Source organism: Deltaproteobacteria bacterium (assembly GCA_016709225.1).
Lineage (GTDB): Bacteria > Myxococcota_A > Polyangia > Nannocystales > Nannocystaceae > Xiheibacterium > Xiheibacterium phototrophicum.
Map to the genome: position 1 here is coordinate 934,037 of JADJEE010000012.1, position 24,277 is coordinate 958,313.

16 protein-coding genes are annotated in these 24,277 nt (G+C 71.6%); 7 read left to right on the top strand and 9 right to left on the bottom strand.

The window, feature by feature from the left end:
- Positions 1 to 24 precede the first annotated feature (24 nt).
- From IPH07_28860 to IPH07_28880, 5 genes are all read right to left on the bottom strand, one after another.
- On the bottom strand, positions 25 to 2,130 hold the full coding sequence (locus IPH07_28860) for an elongation factor G (GenBank protein ID MBK6921444.1): 2,106 nt from the start codon (positions 2,128 to 2,130) through the stop codon (positions 25 to 27).
- 195 nt (positions 2,131 to 2,325) lie between these two features.
- Positions 2,326 to 3,342, bottom strand: a complete 1,017-nt coding sequence (locus IPH07_28865) for a hypothetical protein (GenBank protein ID MBK6921445.1) — start codon at positions 3,340 to 3,342, stop codon at positions 2,326 to 2,328.
- 67 nt (positions 3,343 to 3,409) lie between these two features.
- Positions 3,410 to 6,109: a serine/threonine protein kinase gene (locus tag IPH07_28870; protein MBK6921446.1), complete on the bottom strand. Its 2,700-nt coding sequence runs from the start codon at positions 6,107 to 6,109 to the stop codon at positions 3,410 to 3,412.
- Positions 6,100 to 6,846, bottom strand: a complete 747-nt coding sequence (locus tag IPH07_28875; GenBank protein ID MBK6921447.1) for a sigma-70 family RNA polymerase sigma factor — start codon at positions 6,844 to 6,846, stop codon at positions 6,100 to 6,102. Before IPH07_28875 ends, IPH07_28870 begins: the two co-directional genes overlap by 10 nt.
- The gene (locus IPH07_28880) at positions 6,819 to 7,838 is read right to left on the bottom strand and encodes a hypothetical protein (protein MBK6921448.1); all 1,020 of its coding nucleotides are present in this window, start codon (positions 7,836 to 7,838) and stop codon (positions 6,819 to 6,821) included. Before IPH07_28880 ends, IPH07_28875 begins: the two co-directional genes overlap by 28 nt.
- A gap of 171 nt (positions 7,839 to 8,009) precedes the next feature.
- Here IPH07_28880 and IPH07_28885 point away from each other — a divergent pair, with 171 nt between their 5' ends.
- The 3 genes from IPH07_28885 (at position 8,010) to IPH07_28895 (ending at position 11,221) form a co-directional block, all read left to right on the top strand.
- Entirely contained in the window at positions 8,010 to 8,612 is a 603-nt protein-coding gene (locus IPH07_28885) for a hypothetical protein (protein MBK6921449.1), read from the top strand.
- Between the two features lie 158 nt (positions 8,613 to 8,770).
- On the top strand, positions 8,771 to 9,718 hold the full coding sequence (locus IPH07_28890) for a response regulator (protein MBK6921450.1): 948 nt from the start codon (positions 8,771 to 8,773) through the stop codon (positions 9,716 to 9,718).
- Positions 9,719 to 9,865: 147 nt separating this feature from the next.
- Positions 9,866 to 11,221, top strand: coding sequence for a right-handed parallel beta-helix repeat-containing protein (locus IPH07_28895; GenBank protein MBK6921451.1), 1,356 nt, complete (start codon positions 9,866 to 9,868; stop codon positions 11,219 to 11,221).
- Positions 11,222 to 11,272: 51 nt separating this feature from the next.
- Here the strand turns inward: IPH07_28895 and IPH07_28900 are convergent, their stop codons facing one another.
- Together IPH07_28900 and IPH07_28905 are read right to left on the bottom strand one after the other, a co-directional pair.
- Positions 11,273 to 12,067 (bottom strand): hypothetical protein, encoded by a 795-nt coding sequence (locus IPH07_28900; GenBank protein MBK6921452.1) that lies wholly within the window; start codon positions 12,065 to 12,067, stop codon positions 11,273 to 11,275.
- A 49-nt stretch (positions 12,068 to 12,116) separates the two neighbouring features.
- A complete protein-coding gene (locus IPH07_28905) occupies positions 12,117 to 14,969 on the bottom strand; it encodes a tetratricopeptide repeat protein (protein MBK6921453.1) in 2,853 nt (950 codons plus the stop codon).
- 113 nt (positions 14,970 to 15,082) lie between these two features.
- Between IPH07_28905 and IPH07_28910 the strand changes: the two genes are divergently transcribed.
- Positions 15,083 to 15,724 (top strand): sigma-70 family RNA polymerase sigma factor, encoded by a 642-nt coding sequence (locus IPH07_28910; protein ID MBK6921454.1) that lies wholly within the window; start codon positions 15,083 to 15,085, stop codon positions 15,722 to 15,724.
- An 8-nt stretch (positions 15,725 to 15,732) separates the two neighbouring features.
- Here the strand turns inward: IPH07_28910 and IPH07_28915 are convergent, their stop codons facing one another.
- Complete coding sequence (locus tag IPH07_28915; protein ID MBK6921455.1) at positions 15,733 to 16,695, bottom strand: LysR family transcriptional regulator; 963 nt, start codon at positions 16,693 to 16,695, stop codon at positions 15,733 to 15,735.
- Positions 16,696 to 16,835: 140 nt separating this feature from the next.
- Here IPH07_28915 and IPH07_28920 point away from each other — a divergent pair, with 140 nt between their 5' ends.
- Positions 16,836 to 19,322, top strand: coding sequence for an MFS transporter (locus tag IPH07_28920; protein ID MBK6921456.1), 2,487 nt, complete (start codon positions 16,836 to 16,838; stop codon positions 19,320 to 19,322).
- A 94-nt stretch (positions 19,323 to 19,416) separates the two neighbouring features.
- Entirely contained in the window at positions 19,417 to 20,460 is a 1,044-nt protein-coding gene (locus IPH07_28925; protein MBK6921457.1) for a hypothetical protein, read from the top strand.
- Here the strand turns inward: IPH07_28925 and IPH07_28930 are convergent.
- On the bottom strand, positions 20,442 to 22,583 hold the full coding sequence (locus IPH07_28930) for a trypsin-like serine protease (protein ID MBK6921458.1): 2,142 nt from the start codon (positions 22,581 to 22,583) through the stop codon (positions 20,442 to 20,444). The genes IPH07_28925 and IPH07_28930 overlap by 19 nt on opposite strands.
- Positions 22,584 to 22,765: 182 nt before the next feature.
- Between IPH07_28930 and IPH07_28935 the strand changes: the two genes are divergently transcribed.
- The gene (locus IPH07_28935; protein ID MBK6921459.1) at positions 22,766 to 24,271 is read left to right on the top strand and encodes a hypothetical protein; all 1,506 of its coding nucleotides are present in this window, start codon (positions 22,766 to 22,768) and stop codon (positions 24,269 to 24,271) included.
- Positions 24,272 to 24,277: the final 6 nt, after the last annotated feature.

Consider the following 24,277-nt stretch of genomic DNA (forward strand, 5'->3'; position numbering starts at 1 on the left):
GGCGGCCACCCGCGCCCCGCAAGATCAGCCCTTCGGGCGATCCTTGTACTTCTCCACCAGCGCCTCCTGCACGTTGCGGGGCACCGGCGCGTACTTCTCGAACTCCATCGAGTACTCGGCCTTGCCCTGCGTGGCGGAGCGGAGCTCGGTCGAGTAGCCGAACATCTCCGACAGCGGCACGTGGGCCTCGATCGCGTTCGATCCGGCCTTGGTGTCGGAGCCGACGATGATGCCGCGGCGACGGATGAGCGTGGTCTGGACCGCACCCTGGAAGTCCTCCGGGGTCTCGACCTCCACGCGCATCAGCGGCTCGAGCACGACCGGCTCGGCCTTGCGCATCGCCTCCTTGAAGGCGGCGCGGGCCGCAACTTGGAACGCGATGTCGCTCGAGTCGACGGCGTGGAAGCCACCGTCGTTGAGCTCCATCTCGATGTCGACCACCGGGAAGCCGATGAGCACGCCGCGGTCCTTGGCGATCTGGAAGCCGTGATCCACCGAGGGGATGAACTCGCGGGGGATGATGCCGCCGACGATCTTGTCGAGGAAGCGGTAGTGCTCGCCGGGAGGGGCGTCGACCAGCGGACGCATCGCGCCGCCGATCTTCGCGTACTGACCGGAGCCACCGGTCTGCTTGCGGTGCGTGTACTCGTACGGGACCTCGCGCTGGATGGTCTCGCGGTACGCGACCTGCGGCTCGCCGACGATGGTGTCGACCTTGTACTCGCGACGCATGCGCTCGATGTACACGTCGAGGTGCAGCTCGCCCATGCCGGCGATGATGGTCTCGCCCGACTCCTCGTCGCGGCGGACCTTGAAGGTCGGGTCTTCCTTCGAGAAGCGGTTCAGCGCCTTCGAGAAGTTCGCCAGCATGGCGTTGTCCTTGGGCTTGACCGCGTAGAAGATGACCGGATCGGGCACGAACATCGAGCGCAGCGAGTAGTGCACCTCGCTGCCGGTGAAGGTGTCACCGGCGGCGCAGTCGATGCCGAACAGCGCGACGATGTCGCCCGCGCTCGCGCCGTCGATGTCCTCCATCTTGTCGGCGTGCATGCGCACCAGACGACCGACCTTGCTCTTCTGGCCGGTGCGGGTGTTGTAGATGCTGTCGCCCTTCGAGACCTTGCCCTGGTACAGGCGCAGGTACGTCAGCTGGCCGTAGCGACCGTCCTCGAGCTTGAACGCGAGTGAGCACAGCGGCTTCTCGTCGACCGTCTCGAGCACGACCTCCTTCTCGGTGCCACCCTCGCGGACGAAGGCCTTGTTGGTCACCTCGGTGGGGTCCGGCAGGTAGCTCGTGACGCCGTCGAGCATCGTCTGCACGCCCTTGTTCTTGTAGGCGCTGCCGCAGAAGGTCGGCACGAGCTTGAGCTCGATGGTCGCCTTGCGGATGACCGGCATCATCTCCTCGGCGGTCAGCTCCTGGCCCTCGAGGAACTTCTCGGTGAGGGCGTCGTCGAACTCGGCGACCGCCTCGCACAGCTTGGCGCGCCACTCCTCGACCTTGTCCTCGTAGCCGGCCGGGATCGGGGCCGCGCGCACGGTCTCACCGTTGGCGCCGTCGAAGTAGTAGGCCTGGCGGGTCAGCAGGTCGATGACGCCCTCGAAGAGATCCTCCGCGCCGATCGGCAGGGTCATCATCACGGCGTTGAGCTTGAGCTTGCTGCGCAGCGCCTCGTGCACGCGGTAGGCGTCGGCACCCGAGCGATCCATCTTGTTGATGAAGGCCAGGCGCGGCACGTTGTAGCGGCGCATCTGACGATCGACCGTCAGCGACTGCGACTGCACACCCGCGACGCCGCACAGCACCAGGATGGCGCCGTCGAGCACCGACAGCGCGCGCTCGACCTCGATCGTGAAGTCGACGTGTCCGGGTGTGTCGATGATGTTGACGTGATGGTCGGCCCAGGTCACGTGCGTCGCGGCCGACTGGATGGTGATGCCGCGCTCGCGCTCCAGCTCCATCGAGTCCATCGTGGCACCGACGCCGGACTTGCCCTTGACCTCTTCGATCTTGTGGATCTTGCCGGTGTAAAAGAGGATTCGCTCGGTGAGCGTGGTCTTGCCCGAGTCGATGTGGGCCGAGATGCCGATGTTCCGGGTCTTCGCGAGGTCGAGCATGGCGCTTTCCATCATCACGATCGCAAACGCGTGGCACAACCCACGAGGGGACCGTGAAAGTCGGCGGAGTGTGGCCCCACAACGGCTCGCTCGACCACCGGTGTCAGCGTGAGATGACGCAAGCTTCGTCGCGCTCCGTCGCGGCGGCGGCGCATGGCCACCAGCACCCTCGCAAACGGCCCAAGGGGGGCGCAAGGGCGTCACGCGTCAGCCCGTCGGCACGTAGGGCGCACAGGTCGAGACGCCCGCGCCGAGGATGCGCACCGGCGTGGCTGCGACGGCGATCGAGCTGCCGCCGCCGTCGTCGCCGTCGAGATCCACGCGTGTGACGATCGAGCCGTCGTCGACGCCCGAGTCGGAGAACAACCACGCGTCGCCGCCCCAGAACGCGAACGCCAGGCCGTTCTGGCCGTTGTGGCCCGGCAGCTCGCGGGACTCGAGCACCGCCGCATCTGCGACCGCGAGCTCGAGGAACTGCGCCGAGCCGCTGTCACCGGCGAATGCATACAGCCGCCCCGCACCGCTGCCCGACACCTGCGCCTGCTCGTACGCCAGCGTGCCGACCACCGCGTACTCGCCGCCCGCGTGATCGATGCGCGCGATCCGACCGCCGGCGTCGGCGCTGGGCTCGATGCCGGCGTCGTGATCGAACACGAAGAGATCGTCGCAACCATCGGACGTCCCGCCACCCACGTAGCCCATGCCGTACGGCACGCGATCGTCGGGCAGCGCCAGCTCGACCTCCTCGCAGCCCGAGAGGTCATCGAGCGCGACCCGGAAGGTCTGCAGCGAGGGCCCCCAGCCGCCGCCGCCACCCAAGACCTGGTAGGCCAGCGTCGCGATGCCCTGCCGATCCACGGCCATCGACTGGAAGTAGCCCGTGGGCGGCGCACAAGCGAGGACCCCGAGCTGCGTGAACGAACCGCTCGCGGGGTCGAAGCTCCACAGCTGAGAGCTGTCGCTCATCAGGTAGATGCCGTCGTTGCCGGCGGCACACGGGCACACCGAGACGTCCGAGTCGCTCGCGACGTCGAGCGAGCTCGGCCCGTCGGCGCCAGTGCCCACGGGGCCGCCGGTCGAGGTGCCGTCGGCGAGCCCGCCGTCGTCATCGTCTTCGATGGCGCCGGTGCCCATGCCGGAGCCGACCGTGCCGTCGGCGACCGCGGGGTCGACACAGCCAGACATCACCATCATCACGAAGGCCCACCGCATGCGTCGCTGCATGGTTGCCGAGTGCCGCCATGCGTCGCCTCGGTTGGGCCGTGGGCCGTGACGCACGCCACCTTGGGCGTCACTCGAGCGCGGCGACCAACGCCTCGACCTCGCGCTGTTCGGCGGGGCTGCCCTCGCGTCGGCGACAGATCTCGAGCGCTCGCGTCGCGACCACGCGGGCCTGCGCGAGCTCGTGGCGCTCGCGGTGCCACGCCGCGAGCAGCAACGCCGGCGCGACCACGTCGCGGGCGTCGTCACCATAGAAGCGCTCGAACGCGGCCATCGCCGCCGTGAGCGTCGCCCCGGCGGTCGGGTCCCCCCGTCGCGCCTGGCAGCCGCCGCGGACCGTCAGCTCTTCACCCCGCTCGTCGTCGAGCTCGAGCGGCGATGCCACGCCGTCGAGCACCGCGATCGCCTCCGCGCAGCGATCGGTCTGTGCGAGCACCCACGCCAGCGTGCGCTCGGCCACGCTGCGGAGCTCGGCGCCGCCGTGATCCGGCGCAGCGGCGTTGGCGACGGCGGTGCGTGCCAGCAGCTCGGCCTCGACGCCGTCGCCGGTTCGCACGGTCGCGCGGGCGAGCCGCAGGAGCGTCATCGTGACCCTCGGCGAGCGCGCGCCGAAGGCCGCGACGCGCATCGACAACGCACGCGTCAGGGTCTCTCGCGCGCGGTGCGGCTCGCCCCGCTCGAGCTCGAGGCCACCCAGGTTGTGCAGCATCACGGCCACGTCGGGATCGTCGTCGCCGCGCTCGCGCACCTGGATGTCGATCGCGCGCTGGTACAGCTCCTGGGCGCGGGACAGACGACCGGTGCGGAACGCGAGACTGCCGGCGCCGTTCAGGATCGAGACCAGCTCGATGTCATCGGGGCCGTGCTCGGCAATCGCCGCCGTCAGGGCCTCGTCGGCGATGGCCGCAGCCTCGCTCAGCCGACCTTCGCGCTCGCGCATCCAGGCCAGCTCGGTCATGAGGCCGATCTCCAGCCACGGTGGACGCTCGACCAGCGCGGCGAGGTGGGCCGCCGCGAGCCCGTACACGCGCTCGGCCTCGGCGCGCCCTGCCAACAGGTGCATCAGCTGCTTGGCCGCCAGCGCGGCACGCAGGTGATCGCCGGCAGACTCCGCGGTGAACAGCGCCGCGTCACAGGCTGCGATCGCGGGCTCACGACCGTCGCGTTGCGCAATCACGTGGCACAGGACGTCATGGGCCTGGGCCGCGGCGCCGGTCGCCTGCCGCTGCTCCGCCAGCGCCAACGCGGTGCGGGCCAGCTGCTCTGCGCTCGCGAGGTGGGTCGCGCGCTCGTGCAGACGCGCGCGGCGGAGCAACACATCGAGCTCCGGGTCGGCATGCACCTCCACGTGCGGGCGCAGCACGCAGCTGCGGGGGCTGGTCACGCCGCCCAGCACGCGGTTCAGCTCGCGCACGAGGTCGGCATCGGCATCACCGGCGAGCGTGACCAACTCGCCGATGTCCGACAGCGTGCCGTCGAGACACGCGAGCTGTTCGACGACCTGGGCCGGGGGCGGGTCGGCCACGCCGAGCGATGCACATACCTCGGCACGCACCTCGGCGTGGTCGGCCGCGACCGTCACCAGCTGGGCATCGAGACGAAGCGCGGCGCGCTCGGCCTGTGGCGCCCCGGTGGCGAGCAAGCCCGCCCGTAGCGATGCGCGCGCGTCGTCGTTCCACACCGCCGCTGCGCGTTGCTGACCATCGCTCACGCAGCGCTCGACCGCGCTGGGCTCGGCACCGTGCACGGCAAAGGCCACCACCGCGGCCGCACTCGTCGCGACCGCGGCACGGCCCAGCCATCGTCGCTTGCGCCCGCGACCACGACGCAGCGCCTCGAGCAGTGCGGCCATGTCCGCGAAGCGACCCGCGGGCTCCGGCGAAAGACCGCGATGGATCGCCGCGACCAACCACCTCGGTAGCGCGCCGGCGTACTGCGGCGCGTGGGCGCGCTTGGCCGCCAGCAACACCTCGAGGTCGCGGCCGGCGAAGGGTGCCCGCCCATGCAGCGCCATGAACAGTGTCGCGCAGTAGCCGTACTGATCGGTCCGTGCGTCGGTCTCTCGACCTCCGTGCTGCTCTGGGGCCATCGTCGCCGGCGTGCCGACCACCGCGTGACGAAAGCGATCGCCGCGCTGCGATTGCGACAGCGCCGCATCGGTCGACGCGACCGCGTGCGCGAGGCCGAAGTCCGCCAGCTTCGCGCGTCCGTCCCGACCCAGCAGCACGTTGGCCGGCTTCACGTCGCGGTGGACGACCCCGAGGGCGTGCGCGGCCGACAACGCCTCCCCCACCGGCATCAGCGCGTCGAGCACCGCCGACCAACCATGGCCACCGCGCTGCAACCACTGCGCGAGCGACTCGCCGTCGACGAACTCCATCACCACGAAGAGGCCGCCGGGATCCGCACGCGTGCGTGGCACGGTACCGACATCGTGCACCGCGACCACGTTGGGGTGGTTCAGTCGTGCGATCGCTCGGGCTTCGCGCAGCAGCTCGTCGTCGATCTCGGGGAGCCCACGATTGCCCGCACGCAGCAGCTTGATCGCGACTCGCCGGTCGAGCTCTGGATCGTACGACTTGTACACCACGCCGCTGCTGCCCTTGCCGACCTGCTCGAGCACGACGTAGCGACCGATGCGCGGCGGTAGCTCGGCTTCGTCGAACACCGCAGCGATGACGTCGACGCGGGCGCGCTCGAGCTCGAAGGGGTCGATGCTCGGCGAGCCGATCGCCGCATCGATCGAGCCGCCACCGCCGCTCACTCCCACGACGCGAGCCCCCGCAGCGTCGCGGCCCTGAGCTCGACGCCGACCTCGGCGCGCTCGATGAGCGCGCGCAGTTGCTTGCGCCCCTCGTGCAGGCGCCACTTCACCGTGCCGGGCGCGACCTCGAGCAAGACCGCGATCTCGGCGACCGGCAGCTCCTCCCAGTAGTGCAGCTCGAGCGTGGTGCGCAGCGACTCGGGCAGCTGCGCCATGCTCGCGCGCACCAGCTCCGATTCCTCGGCGCGGACGAAGGCACGGCTCGGCGAGGTCACGGCGCCCGGGAGCGTGGCTTCGGCCTCGCTCGGACGTCGCTCTCGGAAGTACCGCAACAGCGTGTTGCGGGCGATGCCGACCAGGTAGACCCGCACGCTCCCCGTGGGCGCGAACGCCTCGCCGGCCTCGAGGCAGGCCAGGAAGGTCCGCTGCGCGAGGTCCTTCGCAGCCGCGGCGTCGTCGGGCAGGCGGCGGCGCAAGAACGCGTACACCGTGGCGAAGTGGCGGTTCACGAAGGCATTGCCCGCCGGTCGGTCGCCGCCGCGCCACGCGGCCAGCAGCGAGAGATCGTCGGGCTCGGGCGACGCCGCCATCGACGTCGAGGATACACCGAGGCGTCGGCGCACCCACACGCGCAGCGCGCCCGCCGATACCGGCGTGCGCTCGATCGCACCGGCGGCCTCGGTCGCAACGGTCAGCGAGTCGACGCGCCGCACGATCACCCCGGCGGAACGAACCGCGCGCATGCGCCATCCACGGTCGCGATGGCATTCGCGAACGCCTTCGCGTAGTCGCCGTGGATGGAGCCGCGAAAAGCGTTGGCGCCGAGCGACGTGACCACGTCGCCGATCATGGGGCTCGGGTCGGGGCCGATCGCGAGCAACGATACGCCCCGGGGATCGCCGCCCTTGGCGTCGAGCAGCGCCTGGTACCATGCGCTCGGGCCACCGGCACTCGGCCACGGATGCTCACCGGGCAGCGGCTCGTCCTCGTCGCCGAGCCACACCACGACCAAGAGCGCCTCGTCGCGCAGGAAGCCCTCGTTGCAACCACCGGGCTCGGTGAGCGCCGGCGAGATCGCCTGCGTCATCGCGGCGGCCGGCCACTGCCAGTAGGAGTTGGCGCCGATCATCGCCAGACATGTGAAGGCCTCCGCGAAGTCGGGCGCATCGGCCTCGAGCCAACGGGTGCCGGGGGCGACGCCACACGCCACACCGTCGGCGTCGTTCACCAGACCAGCCCCCATCACGTCGTCGCATGCGAACGGCGGTGGGTCTCCGGGGCAGGCGTGGCCATCGCAGGGGCCCGCAGGGTTGCCGTGCTCGCAGACGTACGCGCAGCAGGCATCGTCGACGCAAGGGTACGAGCGCAGGCGTTCGGCGTCGGTATCGACCACCATCACGCGCGCGTCGCCGGTCGGCGCGAACGCAGCGAGTGCCGCGAGGAACCCGGGCACCGCGGCCGCGAGGCGCTCCTGGTAGAGCTCCATCGAGTTGGAGTTGTCGATCACGAACACGAAGTCGATCGCCGCACAGCCCTCGCCTTCGTAGCCGACGTCGGTCGTCCCGAGATCGAGACGCACGCCCGCGTCGTCGTCGCTGCTGGACGCGCTCGACACCGCCGACGTGCTGCCGTCGGAGGTCGCCCCCTCGACCTCGACCTCGGGGGCGTCGGGCCGCACGTGGACGCAGGCCGAAGCTCCGATGAACCCTGCCAATGGCACGCCGAGAGCACGCATCGTGCTTCGTGGGTGCCGTCGGCGTCCGCCGAGGTTGGGTCGCGACGGCCAGCGCATGTGATCGGCGTCATGGCCAGACCGCGACGAGCCAACCTCGGCGGCCGTCGACGGCACGAGACGACAGCGAGCCGCACGACCGCCGCCGGTCGACCGGCTCCGAGGACGAACACCATGCACCGCAGCGCCACCGATCTCACCTTCCTCCTCTCGCTCGGGCTGGTCCCGCTGGCGTGCTCGCTCGACGTCGGCGACGCCCTCAGCGCGACCGATGCCTTCACGACCACCGCCAACGGCACCGACGGCGACATGGGCGGTGGCACCGAGGACAACGCGAGCCAGGGCACCGAGGGTGGCGACGACGACGACGGATCGCCCGATCCCTCCGGCCAGCCCGGCAGCGGCGGCAACCCGGGCACCAGCGCCACCGGTGGCGGCAGCGGCGACCCGACCGTCGGCCCGGCCGACGACAGCGGTGGCTACGGCACCGATGGTGGCTACGGCACCGATGGTGGCTACGGCACCGGCGGCGGCCTCGGACCCGTGCCCGAGATCTGCATGACATGGGCGATGCACGCCAACGAGTGTGGTGTTGGCGAGTACGCGGCGGAGTACTGCCAGCAGATGATGCTGTACGCGGGCTACCTCGGTGCCGGTTGTGCGAGCGCGGTCGACGAGTACTACGCGTGCTTGACGATGGCCGACTGCCCGACGCTCCAGGGCCCACCCGAGAGCGTGTGCAATCCCGACGCAGTCAACATCGCCTGCGGCTTGTAGTCGCGACGCGAAGGCGCACTGATGCGTCTCGCGTCCGATCGGCCGCCGATCGAGTGAGTCGGCGCGGCTCGGTGTGCGGCAGCCGAGCGCGCCGGTGGCTCGCGCCACCGATCTTTCGGCTTTCGTGTCGGATCGCGGGTGCTAGCCTTGAAAAGGTCATGGCGCTCGACGAATCCATGCACGTGCTGCTCGTCGAGGATGATCCCGGCGACGCGCACATGCTCCGTGCATGGCTGGTCGAGTCCACCGAGCCGCGCTTTCGGGTCTCGCACGTCACACACCTCGCAGACGCCGGCGCCCACGCCGAGGCAGTGGCCTACGACGCGGTGATCCTCGACCTCTCGGTGTCGGACGGCCGCGGCGTCGACAGCGTCACGTTGTTCCGCGAGCACGCGCCCGACGCCGCCATCGTCGTCGTCAGCGGCAGCGAAGACGCCTGCGTGGCCACCGACACCGTGCACCAGGGTGCTCACGAGCACCTCGTGAAGCGCGACATCACCGGGCCGACCCTGACGGCAGCGATCGCACGCGCGGTGGTGCGTCGCCGACTCGCTGCCGGCGCGCTCAAGCTGGCCGAGCAGGCGCGCACGAGTGCGTCTCGGCTGCGCCGCCTGCTGCACCACCTCGACTCGGGTTTGATCCTCTGCGACGCCGCGGGCGTGGTGGAGTACGCCAACGCCGCGGCCGAGCTCTGGCTCGGCGTGCGCGTCGGCGACGCGTTGCCCGACCCGTTCGTGCGCATGTCCAAGCCAACGCGAGCCCACGTCGACGTCATCTCGCCGGACGGCGGGCGACACCGCTTCGACGTGCGCACGTGGGCCGAGCCGGCCGACGGTGGGCTCGTCGTGATGCTCTGCGCCGACACGAACGCCGGGGTTGCGCACGTGTCGACCGACCTGGCACCCATCGCCCACGTGACGCTGCGCGCGGGGCTCGACTGCATGGGCTGGCGCCTCGATCGGCTCCGCGAGCTGCTCGATGCATCACTCGCCCAAGACCCGAGTGTGCTCGTGACCGAAGCCCTTGCGCTCGGCGAGGACCTCTCGCGACTGCTCGACGACGCGCGCCGCATGATCGCGCGCCCGCAGGTCCACGCCGGCGCATAGGGGCTCCGGCGCGTGCCCCTGCGCGTGCCAGCCCGTGGTGAAATCCGGGCTGCGCCGGGCATCGAGGTTCACGTGGTGCGGCGTCTCACACAGGCGCAGGCTCGCGGGCGTGGATGAAGTGGCGGCGGGTGTGACTGCCGCTCCACCATGATCTCTCGCCTGTGGAGTCGCTCGTTGGTGCCCGCGCTCGCGCTCACATCGCTCGTGCCCGCGTGTGGCTCTTCCGGGGCACCGGCCACGGCGGACGGTGGATCGGGGGCTGACTCGAGCACCAGCACGACCGCAGGGTCGGGCGCGACGGGGAGCGCGGAAGCCACGACCACCGCCACCGGCTCCGGCTCCACGGCCAGCGAGGGCAGCAGCGCCGACGCCGGCAGCTCCGGTAGTGACGAGTCCGGCACCGATCCCGAGCCCACGGCGCCGCCCTGCGACACGACGATCGCCGCCGACCTGGTCGCGGCGGTGGGCGACGCGACCGATGGCGCGGTGATCTGTCTCGAGTCCGGCACCTACCCTGGCGCCGGTTTCGACGCCGTCGTGAAGACGTCCGACGTCACCATCCGTCCCGCCGATGGGGCCGATGTCACGATCGAGGGCATGAGCCTCGACGCCAGCGCGCACCTGCGGTTCACCGGCCTCGGGGGCAGCATGCGGATCGCCGGCATCGACGTCGATCCGGTCGAGGGTAACCCCGCCTCGATCGCCATGACCTTCGATCACATCGACTTCACCGAGGCGATCACACTGCGCGCACGCGCGGCCGACATGGGGTGGCTCATCGACCACTGTCGGTTCGAGCACATCTCTGCGGCGCTCTACGAGGGCCGCATCACCGTCCGCGGCTACGACCTCGACGCGGATCAAGGCATCGTGATCAGCAACAACCTCTTCCGCGGTGGCGGCGAGCAGCATTCCTCGGACGGGGTCCAGCTGATCGGCGGCGCCAACGGTGTGATCGTCCGCGACAACGAGTTCACCCAGCTCGACCAGGGCGACTATCCCGAGCACGTCGACCCGATCCAAGTCTATGGCGCGCGCAACATCGTGGTCACCGGCAACTACTTCCACGACAACGACGGCACCGGTGGCTTCGTCGACTTCGACGGCCCCAACCCCGGCATGGTCGTGACCAACAACGTCTTCGTCGCCCACGAGGGCGAGTTCTATCCCTGGTCGGTCGCAGCCAACGCCGCCCAGGGTTGGCTCATCCAACACAACACCTTCGTCGGCGGCGGCTCGGTGAGGATCGATGGCGCCGCCATGGACAACGTCGTGCGCGACAACCTGTGGGTCGGCGGCGGTGGCCTCAGCGTCGAGGAAGGGCTCGACGTCGAGCATGACCACAACTTGAACAGCGGATGGCCCGGCGACGGTGAGATCGTCGGCGAGCCGACGTTCGTGGGCGGACCCATGCCGGCAAGCTTCGGTGGTTTCGCGCTCGCGCCGGGATCGATTGGCACCGGCGCGAGCTCGACCGGGAGCGACATCGGCATCATGCCGTGAGCCCGCGGCGTCGTTCCACGCCGCGGGTCGGTCGATGCGCACCGTGCCCGATCAGCCGCAGGTGTTGGCCTCGTCGCGGACGTTCACCGTGATGGTCTGCGCGTGGCGGCGCCCGACATCGTCGAGGCAGCCGTCGGCGTCGCAGACCGACGAGCACTCGCCGACGATGCGGATGTAGCAGCCGTTCGCATCGCCGCCACAGGTGCGCTCGGGCGCGTCCGCGCCGTCGGGCGTGCATGCGAAGAGGGTCGGCGCGTCCGCGAAGAGATCGCCGTAGTAGGTGGCCTCCTCGATGTCGAACGTGGCCGCCTCTTCTTCGGTCGGCTCGAGCGCGGCGATGTCACCGAGCAGCGAGATCTGCACCGACTCACCTTTGAAGTTGGTGCGCGCGACCAGGCATGCGCTGACCCAGCCCTGGCACTCGGCGTCGCAGCTGCCGTCGGTCTGGCCCCACGCGGGCGCCAGCCCCAGCCCGCCCGACAGGCGCTGGGTCTCGCCATCGATGACGACGTCGACGTGCTGCTCGGGCGCCAGCGCACACGACACGGTGTACGCGAGCAGCAGGGCCGTGAAGTCGTCGTCCAGAGCATCAGGCGCGAGCGCCTCACCGAGGGCGCCCGTGGTGAGCGCGACCTCCGACAGCGTGCCCGTGCGCAGGCCGTTGGCGCCGAGCTTGTTGAGCGACACGCCGTTCAGCGACACGCCGTTCAGCGACACGCCGTTCAGCGACACGCCGTTCAAGCCGATCTTGCGCTCTGCCACGCAGGCATCGTCGGAAGCGGTCGCACAGCCGGCCGAGGTGATCGCGAGCAGGAGCAGCGTCAGGGATGCGTGGGTTGGTTTCACGGTCGGGGCGTCCTTGTGACCACGAGGTCGCGCCGCGGGGGCCGGTTGATCACGGCGCAGCGAATTTTTCGACGAAAGCCTGCGCCTCGGCGGCGCGCGCGGCATCGCCCAACCGCGCGAAGTCGGCCGCGGCCACCCGCGCGGCGTCGAGCCCCTCGGCGTCGGGGCGCCCGTGCACCCCCGCGGACGCCTGCGCCAACAGCCAGCGGGCGTCCGCGAGCGACCGCTCGTCGTCGGCGGCGGCACCTCGGCTGAGGATCGTGATGCTCTCGCGGGCATGGGTCGCGGCCTCGGCGTGGGCACCGGCGGCCAGCTCCGCCCGCGCCAGCGTGTGCTCGAGCTGCCCGGTCACCGGATGATCGGCGCCGTGCGTGCGCGTCCACAGCTCGAGCGCGCGCACCAGCTTCTCGCGCGCCGCCGCGACGTCGCCGACCGCGAGATCGAGCTCGGCGAGGTTGTTGAGCAGGTAGGCCTTCTGCGGGTGGTCGGGGTCGCGGCGATCGGCGATCGCGTAGGCGCGCTCGTACGCCGCCCGCTCGTCCTGTGATCGACCCACGGCATCGTAGGCGAGCCCGAGCACGAGCAGCGCGGGGAGGTAGCGCAGATCGTCGGGCTCGACGGTCCGATCCAGCACGTCGACCCCGCGCTCGGCCCAGGCCACGGCTGCAGCGCCGTGGCCCTGCATCGCCTCGAGGTTGGCGAGGTTGCCGAGTGCGGCCGCCAACAACGGACTGGGCGCCAATGAACGCTCCGCGTCCGCGATCACGGACTCGAGTTCGTCGCGCGCACGCGCCACGTGTCCCTCGCGTTCGTCGACGCCCGCGAGGTTGGTCCGCGCCATGATCACGTCGGGGTGCTCGGGGCCCAGCCACGCTCGCTTGATCCGCAGCGCCGCGTCGAACGACACCCGCGCCTCGGCGAACTTGCCCTGCTCGTACTGCATGAGGCCGAGGTTGTTGAGGTCCTGACCCACCCACAGGGAGTCCGCGCCGTGCAAGCGCGTCCCCAGCTCGACGCCCGCCCGCGCGATCGCCTCGGCGTCGGCGAGCTGACCGTGGGCCAAGGCGAGGGTGCTGCGGGCACGCAGCACCTGCAGCTCCACCGACGTCGGTCGTGCGAGCCGCTCGAGCGCCCCCTGCACCCGTGGTGCGAAGGCATCGGCCTGCTCGAGCTCGCCGAGGTCGGACGTGACCGTGAGGCACTTCGCGAGGATGTCGAGCGCAAGCTCGTCGGCGCGCCCCGCCTCGGCCCGCCACGCGGCATCCTCCAGCACCGCCAGCGACTCGGCGTCACGGTGCTCGGACCCGAGCAAGCCCGCGCGCAGGCGCAATGCCTCGGCCTCGGTCGGGCGATGGCCCATGGCCAGCGCGTCCGCCACGATCTGCTCGGCGAGCGCGTGGGCCTCGCGGAGGCTACCGAGCCGACCGAGGGTCTCGACGCGATCGATCCGCACGTGCAGCGCATCGATGGCCGCGAGCTGCTCCGGGCTGGTGGGCACCGCGGCATCGACGTCGCCCCCGTCGCACTCCACCGCGGGCGCGAGCTCGACCGCAGCCTCGACGGCGTGGGCCCACGCGGGCGCGGGCGCTTCGACCAACGCGGTCACCAACGAGTCGACCGCGGCGCGCTGGCGATCGAGGCAGCGCATGCGTCGATCGAAGCGCAGCTGCGAGTCCGTACGGCGCACGTACAGCGCCTCGCAGCTCGCGTGGCGCTCGGCGATCCACGCCGCCGTGTGTCGATCGAGCTCGGCCGCGGTGCCCTCGGCGGCCGCGCGCGCGACCGGCCCCAGCGGGTCCGCCGCGGCGAGCAGCGCCTGCGCACGCGTCGGGTCCCACACCCCTGCCAGCTCCGGGGTTGCGTCGGGGCAGGGATCGGCGTCGGTCCACGAGCGACTCAACATCGCGCCGGCCCCCACGCCGAGCGCGAGCGCGAGTGCGGCGGCGATGCGCACCCGCCGTGCGCCCGAGCGCGCACGATGCAACGCGTCGAGCAGCCCACGCATGCTCTCGAAGCGATCGCCCGGTGCGGTCGCGAGGCCGCGCGCGAGCGCCTGCCGCACGCGTGTGGGCACATGCGACGGCACCGCGATCCGCTCGCCGTCGCCGTCGACCCGCGGCAGCCCACCACCGAGGGCCTCGAGCAGCGCGGCGCAAAAGCTGTACTGATCCCCGCGGGCGTCGACGGGCGCGCCGCGGCGCTGCTCCGGCGCCATGTAGCCGGGCGTCCCGACCGTCGCCCCCACGGCCGTGAGGCGCTCGTCGAGGGTCGCGATCGAGGCCCCGGCCGCGATCGCGTCATCGGGCGCGCTCGGCCCGTGGCCGCGCGCGAGCCCGAAGTCGACCACGCGCACGCGACCGTCCTCGCCGATCAGCGCGTTGTCGGGCTTGAAGTCGCGGTGGATCAACCCGGATGCGTGGGCCGCCGCGAGACCTTCACCCGCTTGCAGGTAGATCGCGACCGTCTCGCGCCACGGCGTCTGCGGCGTGACGCGCTCGCGCAGGGTCGCGCCGCGCACGAACTCCATCGCCAGGAAGACGCCGCCGTCATGCTCACCGACCTCGTAGACCGGCACGACGTTGGGATGCGACAGCTTCGCCAGCGCCCGGGCTTCACGCAGCAGTCGCTCGCGATCCGCGTCGCGCTCGGTCGCCCCAAAGCGCCGCAGCAGCTTGATCGCGACCTTGCGATCGAGCTGCGGATCGTAGGCCGCATACACGACCCCCATACCGCCGGCCCCGAGCGTGTCGAGCACGATGAAGCGATCGACGCGCACCTCCGCGACCGGCTCGTCGAGCAGCTGGGCCTTGACGAGCGCGCTCAGCCGCGCGGCCGCGACCGCGTCGCTCGGGATCTCGACGCGCTCCAGGCGGGCGCCGATCGGCTCGTCGCCGGAGCTCATGATCGAAGGGTAGCCGAGGCTGCGGGCATGCTCGAAGGGTCGGACTCGCGTGGCCGGTCGGCCGATCACGCAGACTGCAAAGATGCTCGCCTTGCTGCTACCTTCGCCCCCGCGTGGCCACCGACGCCGAGCTGCTGACCGCCTGGCAGGCGGGCGATCGCCGCGCCGGCAGCGAGCTCATCGACCGCTTCCTCGAGCCGGTGCGGCGCTTCTTCTACAACAAGGTCGACGGCGGGATCGACGACCTCGTCCAGCAGACCTTTCTCGCCTGCGTGCAGCGGCGCGATCAGATTCGCGACCCCGACGCGTTCCGCGGCTACCTGTTCGCGGCCGCCCGCAACAAGCTCTACGACCACCTCCGTGGCCGCGGGGCCATCGCGGCGGGGCCGATCGATCCGGCGGTGTCGTCGATCCTCGACGCTGGCGTCTCGCCGAGCGGCGCGCTGGCGGCCCGCGACGACGAGCGGCTGCTGCTGGTGGCGCTGCGGCACCTGCCGATCGACCTTCAGGTCGCGCTCGAGCTCTACTACTTCGAGCGCGTGCGCGGCCACGAGCTGGAGATCGCGCTCGGTGTGCCGGCGGGCACGGTCCGCAGTCGTCTGCGACGCGGGCTCGCGCTCTTGAAGGACAAGGTCGAGCAGCTCGCCGACACGCCCGAGTCGCGGCGAGGGTCGAGCGCGAACCTGCAGGCGTGGGCCGAGCGGCTCGACGCCGACGCCGACGCCGACGCCGACGCCGACGCCGACGCTGGATGAGCCGCCCGTCAGGCTCGCGGCGCTCGCTTCGACGACGCCTTGGATCGCGGCGGTGACCGGCGGGCCGCCGCGCCGCTCGAGCGCTCGCCGCAGGCCTCCCGCACGCACTGCCGCAGCCACCGGTGGGCGGGGTCGGCCTCCATGCGGGGGTGCCACAGCAGCGCCACGGTCACCTCCGGCGCGGCGAACGGCAGTGCGAGCGCAGCCATGCCCGCGCGCAGCCCCTGCGTGTGCCGGTCGGGCACCGTCGCGACCAGCTCCGAGTCGCGCGCCAGGGCGATCGCGGTCGCGAAGCCGCCGACGCCGACCACGAGGTCGCGACGCAGGCCCAGGGGCGCGAGCGCGTCGTCGACCGGCCCGCGATCGAGCCCGCGTCGCGTGATGCCGACGTGGCGCGCGGCGGCGTAGCGCGCCGCGCTGAGCCGACCGAGCGTCAGGGGATGCCCCTCGCGCACGACCGCCACGAAGCGATCGCGGAACAATGCCTGCGATCGCACCTCGGGACCGACGGTGCGACCGACCACGCCGGTTTCGAGATCGACGGCGCCCTCGCGCAGTGCACCACTGTCGCGGTCGAGTTTCTGCACGAAGCGCAGGCGGACGCCCGGCGCGTCGGCCTGCGTGCGCGCGATCAGGCGCGGTCCGAAGGTCTCCGCGAAGCCCTCGCTCGTGCGCAGGGTGAAGGTTCGCTCGAGCACGGCGAGATCGATCGCCGCGACCGGTCGCAACACCGCCTCGGCGTCCTGCACCAGCGTGCCGACCCGCTCGCGCAGCTCCAGCGCGCGTGGCGTCGGCACCAGGCCACGGCCCGCACGGGCGAGCAGCGGATCGCCAGTGGCCTCGCGCAGACGCGCGAGTGTGCGGCTCATCGCCGACGGACTGAGCCGCAGTCGACGCGCCGCCGCGACCACGCTGCCGGCATCGAGCAGCACGTCGAGCGCGACCAACAGGTTGAGATCGGGTCGCGACATCCGCCCCGTAGCGTACCCCGTCAATACATGGCGTCCAGTGCATCTATCGAGTGCGTTCATTGCGTCTACCGCCTTGCCTTGGACGAGGCCACGCTCCCGGCATACCCGGCCCGCGAGGGCCCCTGCCCGGAGATTTGGACATGCATCGCCCCTCGACGCCCCCTCCCGCGACCCCAGGCCCGAACGGGCCGAGCGCGCCATTTGCGCAGCTGTCCTTGGCCGCGCTCGCGCTGTCCATGCTGCTGTCGGCGCTCGGCACCAGCATCGCCAACGTCGCGCTCCCGACCCTCGCGATCGCGCTGCACGCCAGCTTCGGCGAGGTGCAGTGGATCGTGCTGGCGTACCTGCTCGCGGTGACCTCGTCGATCGTCGGCGCCGGACGCCTGGGCGACCTGCTCGGCCGACGCCGGGTGCTGCTGGTGGGCCTGGCGCTGTTCACCGCCGCCTCGGCGCTGGCCGGACTCGCACCGAGCCTGGGCGTGCTGCTGCTCGCGCGCGCGGTCCAGGGCCTCGGCGCGGCCGTGATGATGGCGCTGTCGTTGGCGCTGGTCGGCGAGAGCGTGCCGGCGGCGAAGACCGGCGGCGCGATGGGCCTGCTCGGCACCACCTCGGCGATCGGCACCGCGCTCGGCCCCTCGCTGGGCGGCCTGCTGATCGACGCGCTCGGCTGGCCTGCGGTCTTCCTGCTCGAGGTGCCACTGGGCGCGGCCGCGTTCGCACTCGCCCACCGCAGCCTGCCCGCCGATCGCCCCCGAGCCCGCGCGGCGACGTTCGACCTCGCGGGCTCGCTGGTGCTGGCGGCGTCGCTCGGTGCCTATGCACTCGCGGTGACCCTCGGTCGTGGGCACCTGGGCCTCGTCGAGCTCGCGTGGCTTTCGACCGCGGCGCTCGGTGGCGCACTGTTCGTCCGCATCGAGGCCCGCGCGAGCGCACCATTGGTGCAGCTGTCGCTCCTGCGCGACCGCGACCTCGCGGTCGGACTGGCCACGAGCCTGCTGGTCTCCACGGTGGTGATGGCGACGATGATCGTCGGCCCGTTCTACCTCGCGGGTGCGCTGGGCATGGACACCGGCGCGGTCGGACTCGTGATGTCGACCGGTCCACTGGTCGCGGCGCTGGTCGGTGTGCCGGCCGGCCGCATCGTCGATCGCATCGGCAGCGCGCGCACGAGCGTCGCGGGCCTGGCCGCGGTCACCATCGGCGCGGGCCTGCTGGCGATCACGCCGGTCGGCCTCGGGATGCTCGGCTACGTCGCACCGATCGTGGTGGTGACCGCCGGCTACGCGCTGTTCCAGGCCGCGAACAACACTGCGGTGCTGCGCGCGGTGGCGTCCCCGCAGCGCGGGTTGGTGTCGGGCGTGCTGCAGCTGTCGCGCAACCTCGGCCTCGTCACCGGCGCGTCGGTGATGGGCGCCGTGTTCGCCTTTGGCGCGGGTAGCGACGAGCCCGCGCTCGCGGGGCCGACGGCGGTCGCCTCGGGCATGCACGCGACCTTCGCGGTCGCGGCCGGGCTCGCCGCGATCGCGCTCGCGTTGCTGGTGGGCCGACGGCGCGTGCACACGCTGATCGTCGCGGGGTCGCTCGCCGTGCTCGCGTCACCTGGCATTGCGAGCGCGGCCCCACGCGAGGGCGCGGCGCCATCGTCCACCGCGCTCGATCACGCGATGGTGCTGCGCAGCGCCGACGGCGGCAGCAGCCTGCGATTGTTGGGGCTGCTGCAGATCGAGCACGCCCACGCGTGGAACGACCGCGCGCCCGACACGGATGCGATCGGGCTCCACCGCGCGCGTCTCGGCCTCGTGGGCAGCGTGCTGCGCAAGGAGCTGCGCTACACCTTCATCGCCGACTTCGCGGGCACAAGCCCCCGGCTGGTGTTCGCCAACCTCGACTACGCGCTCTTGCGTGAGCGGCTGGTGCTGCGCGCCGGCCAATTCAAGCGGCCGTTCTCGCGGTCGTTCCTCACCCCGGGCAGCGAGCTGTCGCTGGTCGATCGCCCGCCCACCGTCGCTGCGTTCGGCGACAACGCCGATCTCGGCGTGATGCTGCACGGCGGCGCGGGCCATCGGCTCGAGTACGCCGCCGGCGTGTTCAACGGCGCCGGCCCGAACGTCGTGCCCGATCGCGTTCATCCGCTGGTCGCCGCACGGGTCGGCTACGGCAGCCGGGGTGCCACGCCCTACACCGAGGGCGACCTCTCCGGCGGCGCTGCGCGGGTTGCCATCGCCGCCGCCGTGATGCTCGACCTCGACGCCGACGGCGAGCACGCCGGCTCCACTCGTGCGGTGGTCGACGCGACCGTCATGGCCCACGGTCTCTCGCTCGGCGCCGCGGTGTACGCCCGCACGCGGCAACGCGGCGCGCAGTGGTCGCGCCAATTCCTCGACGCGATCGGTCATCACACGCAGCTCGGCTACGTGATCGCCGGCCGCGTCGAGCCGGTGCTCCGCTACGCCGTCGTGCAACCGATCGGCGTCACCGCCACGCACGAGCTCGCCGGCGGCCTCGCGGTGTATCTGCGCGGCCACGCCATCAAGTGGCAGACCTCGGTGTCCGCACGCCTGGGTGGACGCGGGGCACGCTCGACCGCCGCGGTGACCTTGACCTCGCAGCTCGGCGTCGCGTTCTGATGACGCTCACGGTTCGCAGCAGTCGTTCCAGCCGCGCACGGCGGCCCCGGCCAGCGGTTAAACCGACCGCCGCCTTCGTGGCACTGACAGCACGATGGTGCTGCGCCTCCTGACCTTCGTCCCCGTGGTGCTTTCGTTCGTTGCGTGTGTCCCCCCGACGTCCCCGGACGCGGCGAGCAGTGGGTCCGACGAGGGCCTCTCGAACGGCGACGATCCGGACACGACGGGGCCGCGGGAGCCGAGCACCACGTCGTCTTCGGGCCCCGCGTCGTCGAGCGACGACGGGACGACCGCGGCCGAGCCCGCGACCACCGGCGGCGAGTCGACGGGCGTCGGCGAGACCACCGGTGCGCCGCAGCCCGAGCAACCCGAGCTCCCGGCCGATCTCACCCCCGGGTTCATCAACGTGTTCTGGTACCTGCCACAGGTCGCCGGTGGCTACGACGACGCCTCGCTCGACATCCATCCGGCGGTCTCGGGTCCCGACGACGGCACGCTGCAGTACTTCTCGTTCGGCGGCTGGCAGTTCACCCAGGGCCCGCCGGGCAACGGCTTCTACGGCGGGCTGCAGACGCGCATGGGCAATCAGACGCCGGCCAGCGGGTACCGCGGCGTGATCTTCTCGGCCTGGGGCGTGGTCGATGCGATCCCGGCCCCGGGCGCCTACGTCGACGTCGACGAGGTCGCGTGCGACGGTGGCGTCGGAGCGGTCTGCGTGCAGCTCAGCCTCGTCTACGACTGGTCGTCGGGCAACACCTACCGCATGCACTACCGCCTCATCGGCGACGCCCCGGGCAGCCCGGGCAATCAGCTGCTGCGCGCCAGCGTCACCGACCTCACGACCGGCGTCGAATCCGTGCTCGGCGACGTGGTCATCCCCATCGCGTGGGGCAAGCTGCCGGCCGAGTACTACAGCTTCGACGAGACGTTCCCGGAGCCCGAGGGGGCGCTGTGCACCAACTACAACCCGAGCGACGTCGACTACACCAACCTGGTCGCGCAGAGCGCAACGGTGGTGGCCGACAGCTGGGCCCAGGGCGATCCGGCGTACACCGGGCCGTGCATCGATCTGTTCCACTACGATCCGCAGCCCGACGGCTATCGCATGCGCCTCGGGATCTACGAGGCCGGATCCTGACTGCTGGCATCCGTGCCGCTGCTGGCATCCGTGCCGCTGCTGGCATCCGTGCCGCTGCTGGCATCCGTGCCGCTGCTGGCATCCGTGCCGCTGCTGGCCGCGGTGGTATCGTCGCCGCCGCAATCGTCCGGATCGGAGCCGGGTGGGCAGCGGCCACCCGCGTCACGCTCCTCGCAGACGCCACGCTGCGTCGCGCAGCAATCGAACGCGTCGGTGCCGGGCAGACACGTGTACGGCTCGTCGCAGCTGCCGTCTTCCACGTACGGGCAAGGCTGCGGCAACGCACACAAGCCGCCGAAGCACAGAAGACCGGCGTCGCAGCTGCCTTGCTCGCGCTCGGCTGCGAACGCGCAGGGACACGCGAAGGTGCCGGTCTCGCACGGCACGCAGGTGTCGAGCATGCACGCGAGATCGGCGTTGCACGCGAAGCCCTCCGCGCAGTGGCACGCCTCGGTGCCGGGCTCGCACGCGGCACCGGTCGACGCCCCGTCGGAGCTCGACGATTCACTCGATGGCGCCGTCGTCGTCGTCGTCGCGGTGGTGTCGCCCGTGGTCTCGCCGGTGTTCGTGGCGGTGTCGTTGCCCGTGGTCGAGCCGGTGGTCGCAGCGGCATCGGGGGCCTCGCCGCTGCACGAGAGCAGCGCGCCAGCCACGGCGACCGCAGCCACGCGGGCGCGATGGCGTCGACGCCGAGCCGCGCGCAGCCACACCAGCAAGACGCCCGCGGCGAGTGGAACGCTGCCGTCGTCGCCCGCGCTCCGACAACCACAGCCGCCATCGCTCGAGCTCTGCGGCGCCACGCCGCCGGAGGTCTCTGCACCGAGGCCGCTGGTCGATCCGAGCGTGCCGGTGCTGGCAGGCTCGGGCGTGTCGCCGCTCGACGACGCCGCGCCGCCGTCGCTGCTGGTGCCCTGCTCGGGCGCAGCTGGGGGATCCTCGTCGACGCCGATCACGACCTCCGTCGACAGCGCGGTGTTGCCGGCCCAGTCCGTGGCCTCGATCTGCAGCGACCACACCCCGGGCGGCAGCAGGACGTTCCATGCCCACGGCGGACTGCGGCGGATGCCACCGTCGATCACGACGCCACCGATCGCGAGCGCGAGCTGTCGAACCCCGCTGATGTCGTCGGTCGCAGCGGCCTTCACGGTCAGCGGATGATTGTCGGCGCCGTCCTCGATGTCGAAGCGAGCGCGATCCTTCGGCTTGGTGATCGTGGCCTCGGGCGCGAGTACGTCGGGGCTGTCGTCGTAGGCGGGTCCACACGCACTCCCCCACGGCGAGGTCGGGCCGCCGGCGCAGCCCTGCGACCACTGCTTGCCGGTGCCATCGTCGGGGTCGAGCGGGAACTCGCCGCAGGTCGGGCTCGGGTTCCAGTCGCCGTTGGAGTAGTGGCACGGCGTGACGTCGATGCCGCTGCGCTCCTCGATGAACGGCACGGCGAGGAATGACGTGGCGTACCAACCCGCATCGCCGCAGTCGCCCACGTTCGGGCCCGAGACGATGCCGAACGCGCGCCAGCTCCCGTCCGGCAGCTGCACGTAGGCCGGCCCACCCGAGTCGCCGTTGCACGAGCTCTCGCCGTTACCGCCGATGACGGCGACGCCAGCATCGTCGATGTAGTTCAGGTTCGTCTCGACCGCACGCTTCACGGCGAACTCGCCTTGCTCGTCGAGGCCGAAGCCGACCAGCGTGACCGTCTGCCCCGGCACCAACACCGTCGTCTCGCAGCCCACCAGGGGCGGCACGATCGGCACCTCGAGCACCGGCTCCGCCAGCTTGCAGAACGCGAAGTCGGTCGCGCGGAACTCTTGGAGCGACGCGGCCAGGTCGGCGGCCGGGTTCACCTCGCAGTACTCCGTCGCGACCGAGAAGCCCTCGATGGGTGCCTCGGGATCCGAGAAGTCCTCGCCGAAGTAGACCTCCGGGATCCCATCGCCGCAGTGGGCGGCGTACATGACGATCTCGGGGTGGATGAGCGTGCCGCTGCAGCCCCCGAGAAAGACGCTGGTCGGCCACGCGCAGGCGGAGACCGCCTCGCCGCCGTACACCGGGCTGGGGCCCCCGGGCGCCGCGACCGCGGCGATCGGCAGGCCGCTGGCGAGCAACACCGCGAGCATGCGCATCGTCCCGAACCTCCACGCCCCTCGACCCCATCGCATGCTCGCGAACGACATGGCCATAGGGTACGGCCGTCGTGCGCCGAAGTTCCCGCGGCGTGGGACGGTTCGTCTGCGGCCGCGTGCGGCCAACGTCGGCGCGAGCCCGGTCGCAGACCACGCGGGCGCCATCTGGCTATGCTCCGGCCATGCATCGACGGTGGCTTGCAGTGGCGATGGTGCTGGGGTTCGGCTGCGGTGACGACGGTGTCGTCGGCGACGCGTCGTCGTCGAGCACGGGCGGCTCGACGGGCGGCGAAGGCTCGACCTCGAGCGAGGGCTCGGGCACCGCATCGAGCAGCGTCGATGACTCGGGCTCGACGTCGTCGAGCGGCAACCAAGGCACGACCGGGACCGGCAGCTCGGGGAGCGCCGACAGCAGCGGCGATGCGAGCAGCGGTGCGTCGTCGAGCGGCGGGTCGGACTCGAGCTCGAGCGGCGGTGAGACCGGGCTCGTGCTCGGCGACTGCTACGAGGCCAGCCACCCCTGGGCCGGCGCGCTGTGTGGCTCGGCGCTGACGCCCTGCACGGTGCTCGTCGACGAGGCCGTGGACGGCGTGGGGTACTTCCGCAACGGCTCACCGAGCGTGACCCACGACGACACCTGCACGCCCAGCGTGTTGTTCTCGGTCGCCGAGGGCGGCTACTTCGGGCATGTCGCGACACGCACCGGCACCGATGCGTGGGACACCGCCGGCACGCCCGCCGCCGTCGCGCTCGGTGCCATCGCTTGGGACACCGATCTCGACGTGCTGCGCGTGCTCGAGTACGACGGTGCCAGCGCGATCGCCCACCACACCTACGATGGCGCGAGCTTCGGCATCGAGCCCGCGCTGCACGACGGCGAGTACCTGCTCGACGGCGAGGCAGCGGCGAGCCTGGGTCACGGGCATTGGCACATCGCGACCGAGTCGTGGGGCGACGGCATCTACCTGTACGGCGAGTTCGACGGCGCGTGGACGACGGTGCCGATGACGACCGCCACGGCGCTGGCGACTGCGGTGTCCGATCTCGACGAGGCCCACGTGACCTACTACGCCACGTCCGCGGGCAGCTGGGCCCACTACTACGTGCCGGCGCCCGACGGACCGCCGGAGCTGGTGTTCGACAGCGGCACCGACTCGCTCATGGCCGCGGGCTCGGGGATCGCGATGGTCGGCTCGACCCCTCACGTGATCGCTGCGCGTCCGACCGGGGATGGTCTGCAGGAGGTCGTGTATGCCGTTCGCAACGCGGCCGACGACTGGACCGTCCGCACCGTCGTCGCCGACGACACCACCGGCGAGCAACAGTGCGGCGAACCCCAGGTCGACGGCGAGACCTGCGACTACGACTACGTGCGCCATCGCCCGCTCGGCATCGTCGCGAGCCACGGCGGTGACGTCCGTCTGCTGTGGGCCGAGACCCACGCGATGGGTACGCTGACCGCGAGCTGCGACTTCGCGTGCACGTGGACGCCGACCGCCGACGACAGCGAGCACGCCATGTGGATCTCGGCGCCGACCGACGACGACTTCGACGACGCGATCCTCGTCGATCGCGACGTCGCGTCGATCGACGTCGAGGTCGACGGCGTCGGGAACATCCACCTCGCCGCCTACGTGTTCACGACCGACGGCGACACCACGGTCGACTACCTCCTGCTGGGGCCGTGACGGCCC

Bases quoted from the DNA above. Each gene is read 5' to 3' on its own strand.
- IPH07_28860 (MBK6921444.1), bottom strand. From the start codon at position 2,130: ATGGAAAGCGCCATGCTCGACCTCGCGAAGACCCGGAACATCGGCATC.
- IPH07_28865 (MBK6921445.1), bottom strand. From the start codon at position 3,342: ATGCAGCGACGCATGCGGTGGGCCTTCGTGATGATGGTGATGTCTGGC.
- IPH07_28875 (MBK6921447.1), bottom strand. From the start codon at position 6,846: ATGCGCGCGGTTCGTTCCGCCGGGGTGATCGTGCGGCGCGTCGACTCG.
- IPH07_28880 (MBK6921448.1), bottom strand. From the start codon at position 7,838: ATGCGTGCTCTCGGCGTGCCATTGGCAGGGTTCATCGGAGCTTCGGCC.
- IPH07_28885 (MBK6921449.1), top strand. From the start codon at position 8,010: ATGCACCGCAGCGCCACCGATCTCACCTTCCTCCTCTCGCTCGGGCTG.
- IPH07_28890 (MBK6921450.1), top strand. From the start codon at position 8,771: ATGGCGCTCGACGAATCCATGCACGTGCTGCTCGTCGAGGATGATCCC.
- IPH07_28895 (MBK6921451.1), top strand. From the start codon at position 9,866: ATGATCTCTCGCCTGTGGAGTCGCTCGTTGGTGCCCGCGCTCGCGCTC.
- IPH07_28905 (MBK6921453.1), bottom strand. From the start codon at position 14,969: ATGAGCTCCGGCGACGAGCCGATCGGCGCCCGCCTGGAGCGCGTCGAG.
- IPH07_28915 (MBK6921455.1), bottom strand. From the start codon at position 16,695: ATGTCGCGACCCGATCTCAACCTGTTGGTCGCGCTCGACGTGCTGCTC.
- IPH07_28920 (MBK6921456.1), top strand. From the start codon at position 16,836: ATGCATCGCCCCTCGACGCCCCCTCCCGCGACCCCAGGCCCGAACGGG.
- IPH07_28925 (MBK6921457.1), top strand. From the start codon at position 19,417: ATGGTGCTGCGCCTCCTGACCTTCGTCCCCGTGGTGCTTTCGTTCGTT.
- IPH07_28930 (MBK6921458.1), bottom strand. From the start codon at position 22,583: ATGCGCATGCTCGCGGTGTTGCTCGCCAGCGGCCTGCCGATCGCCGCG.
- IPH07_28935 (MBK6921459.1), top strand. From the start codon at position 22,766: ATGCATCGACGGTGGCTTGCAGTGGCGATGGTGCTGGGGTTCGGCTGC.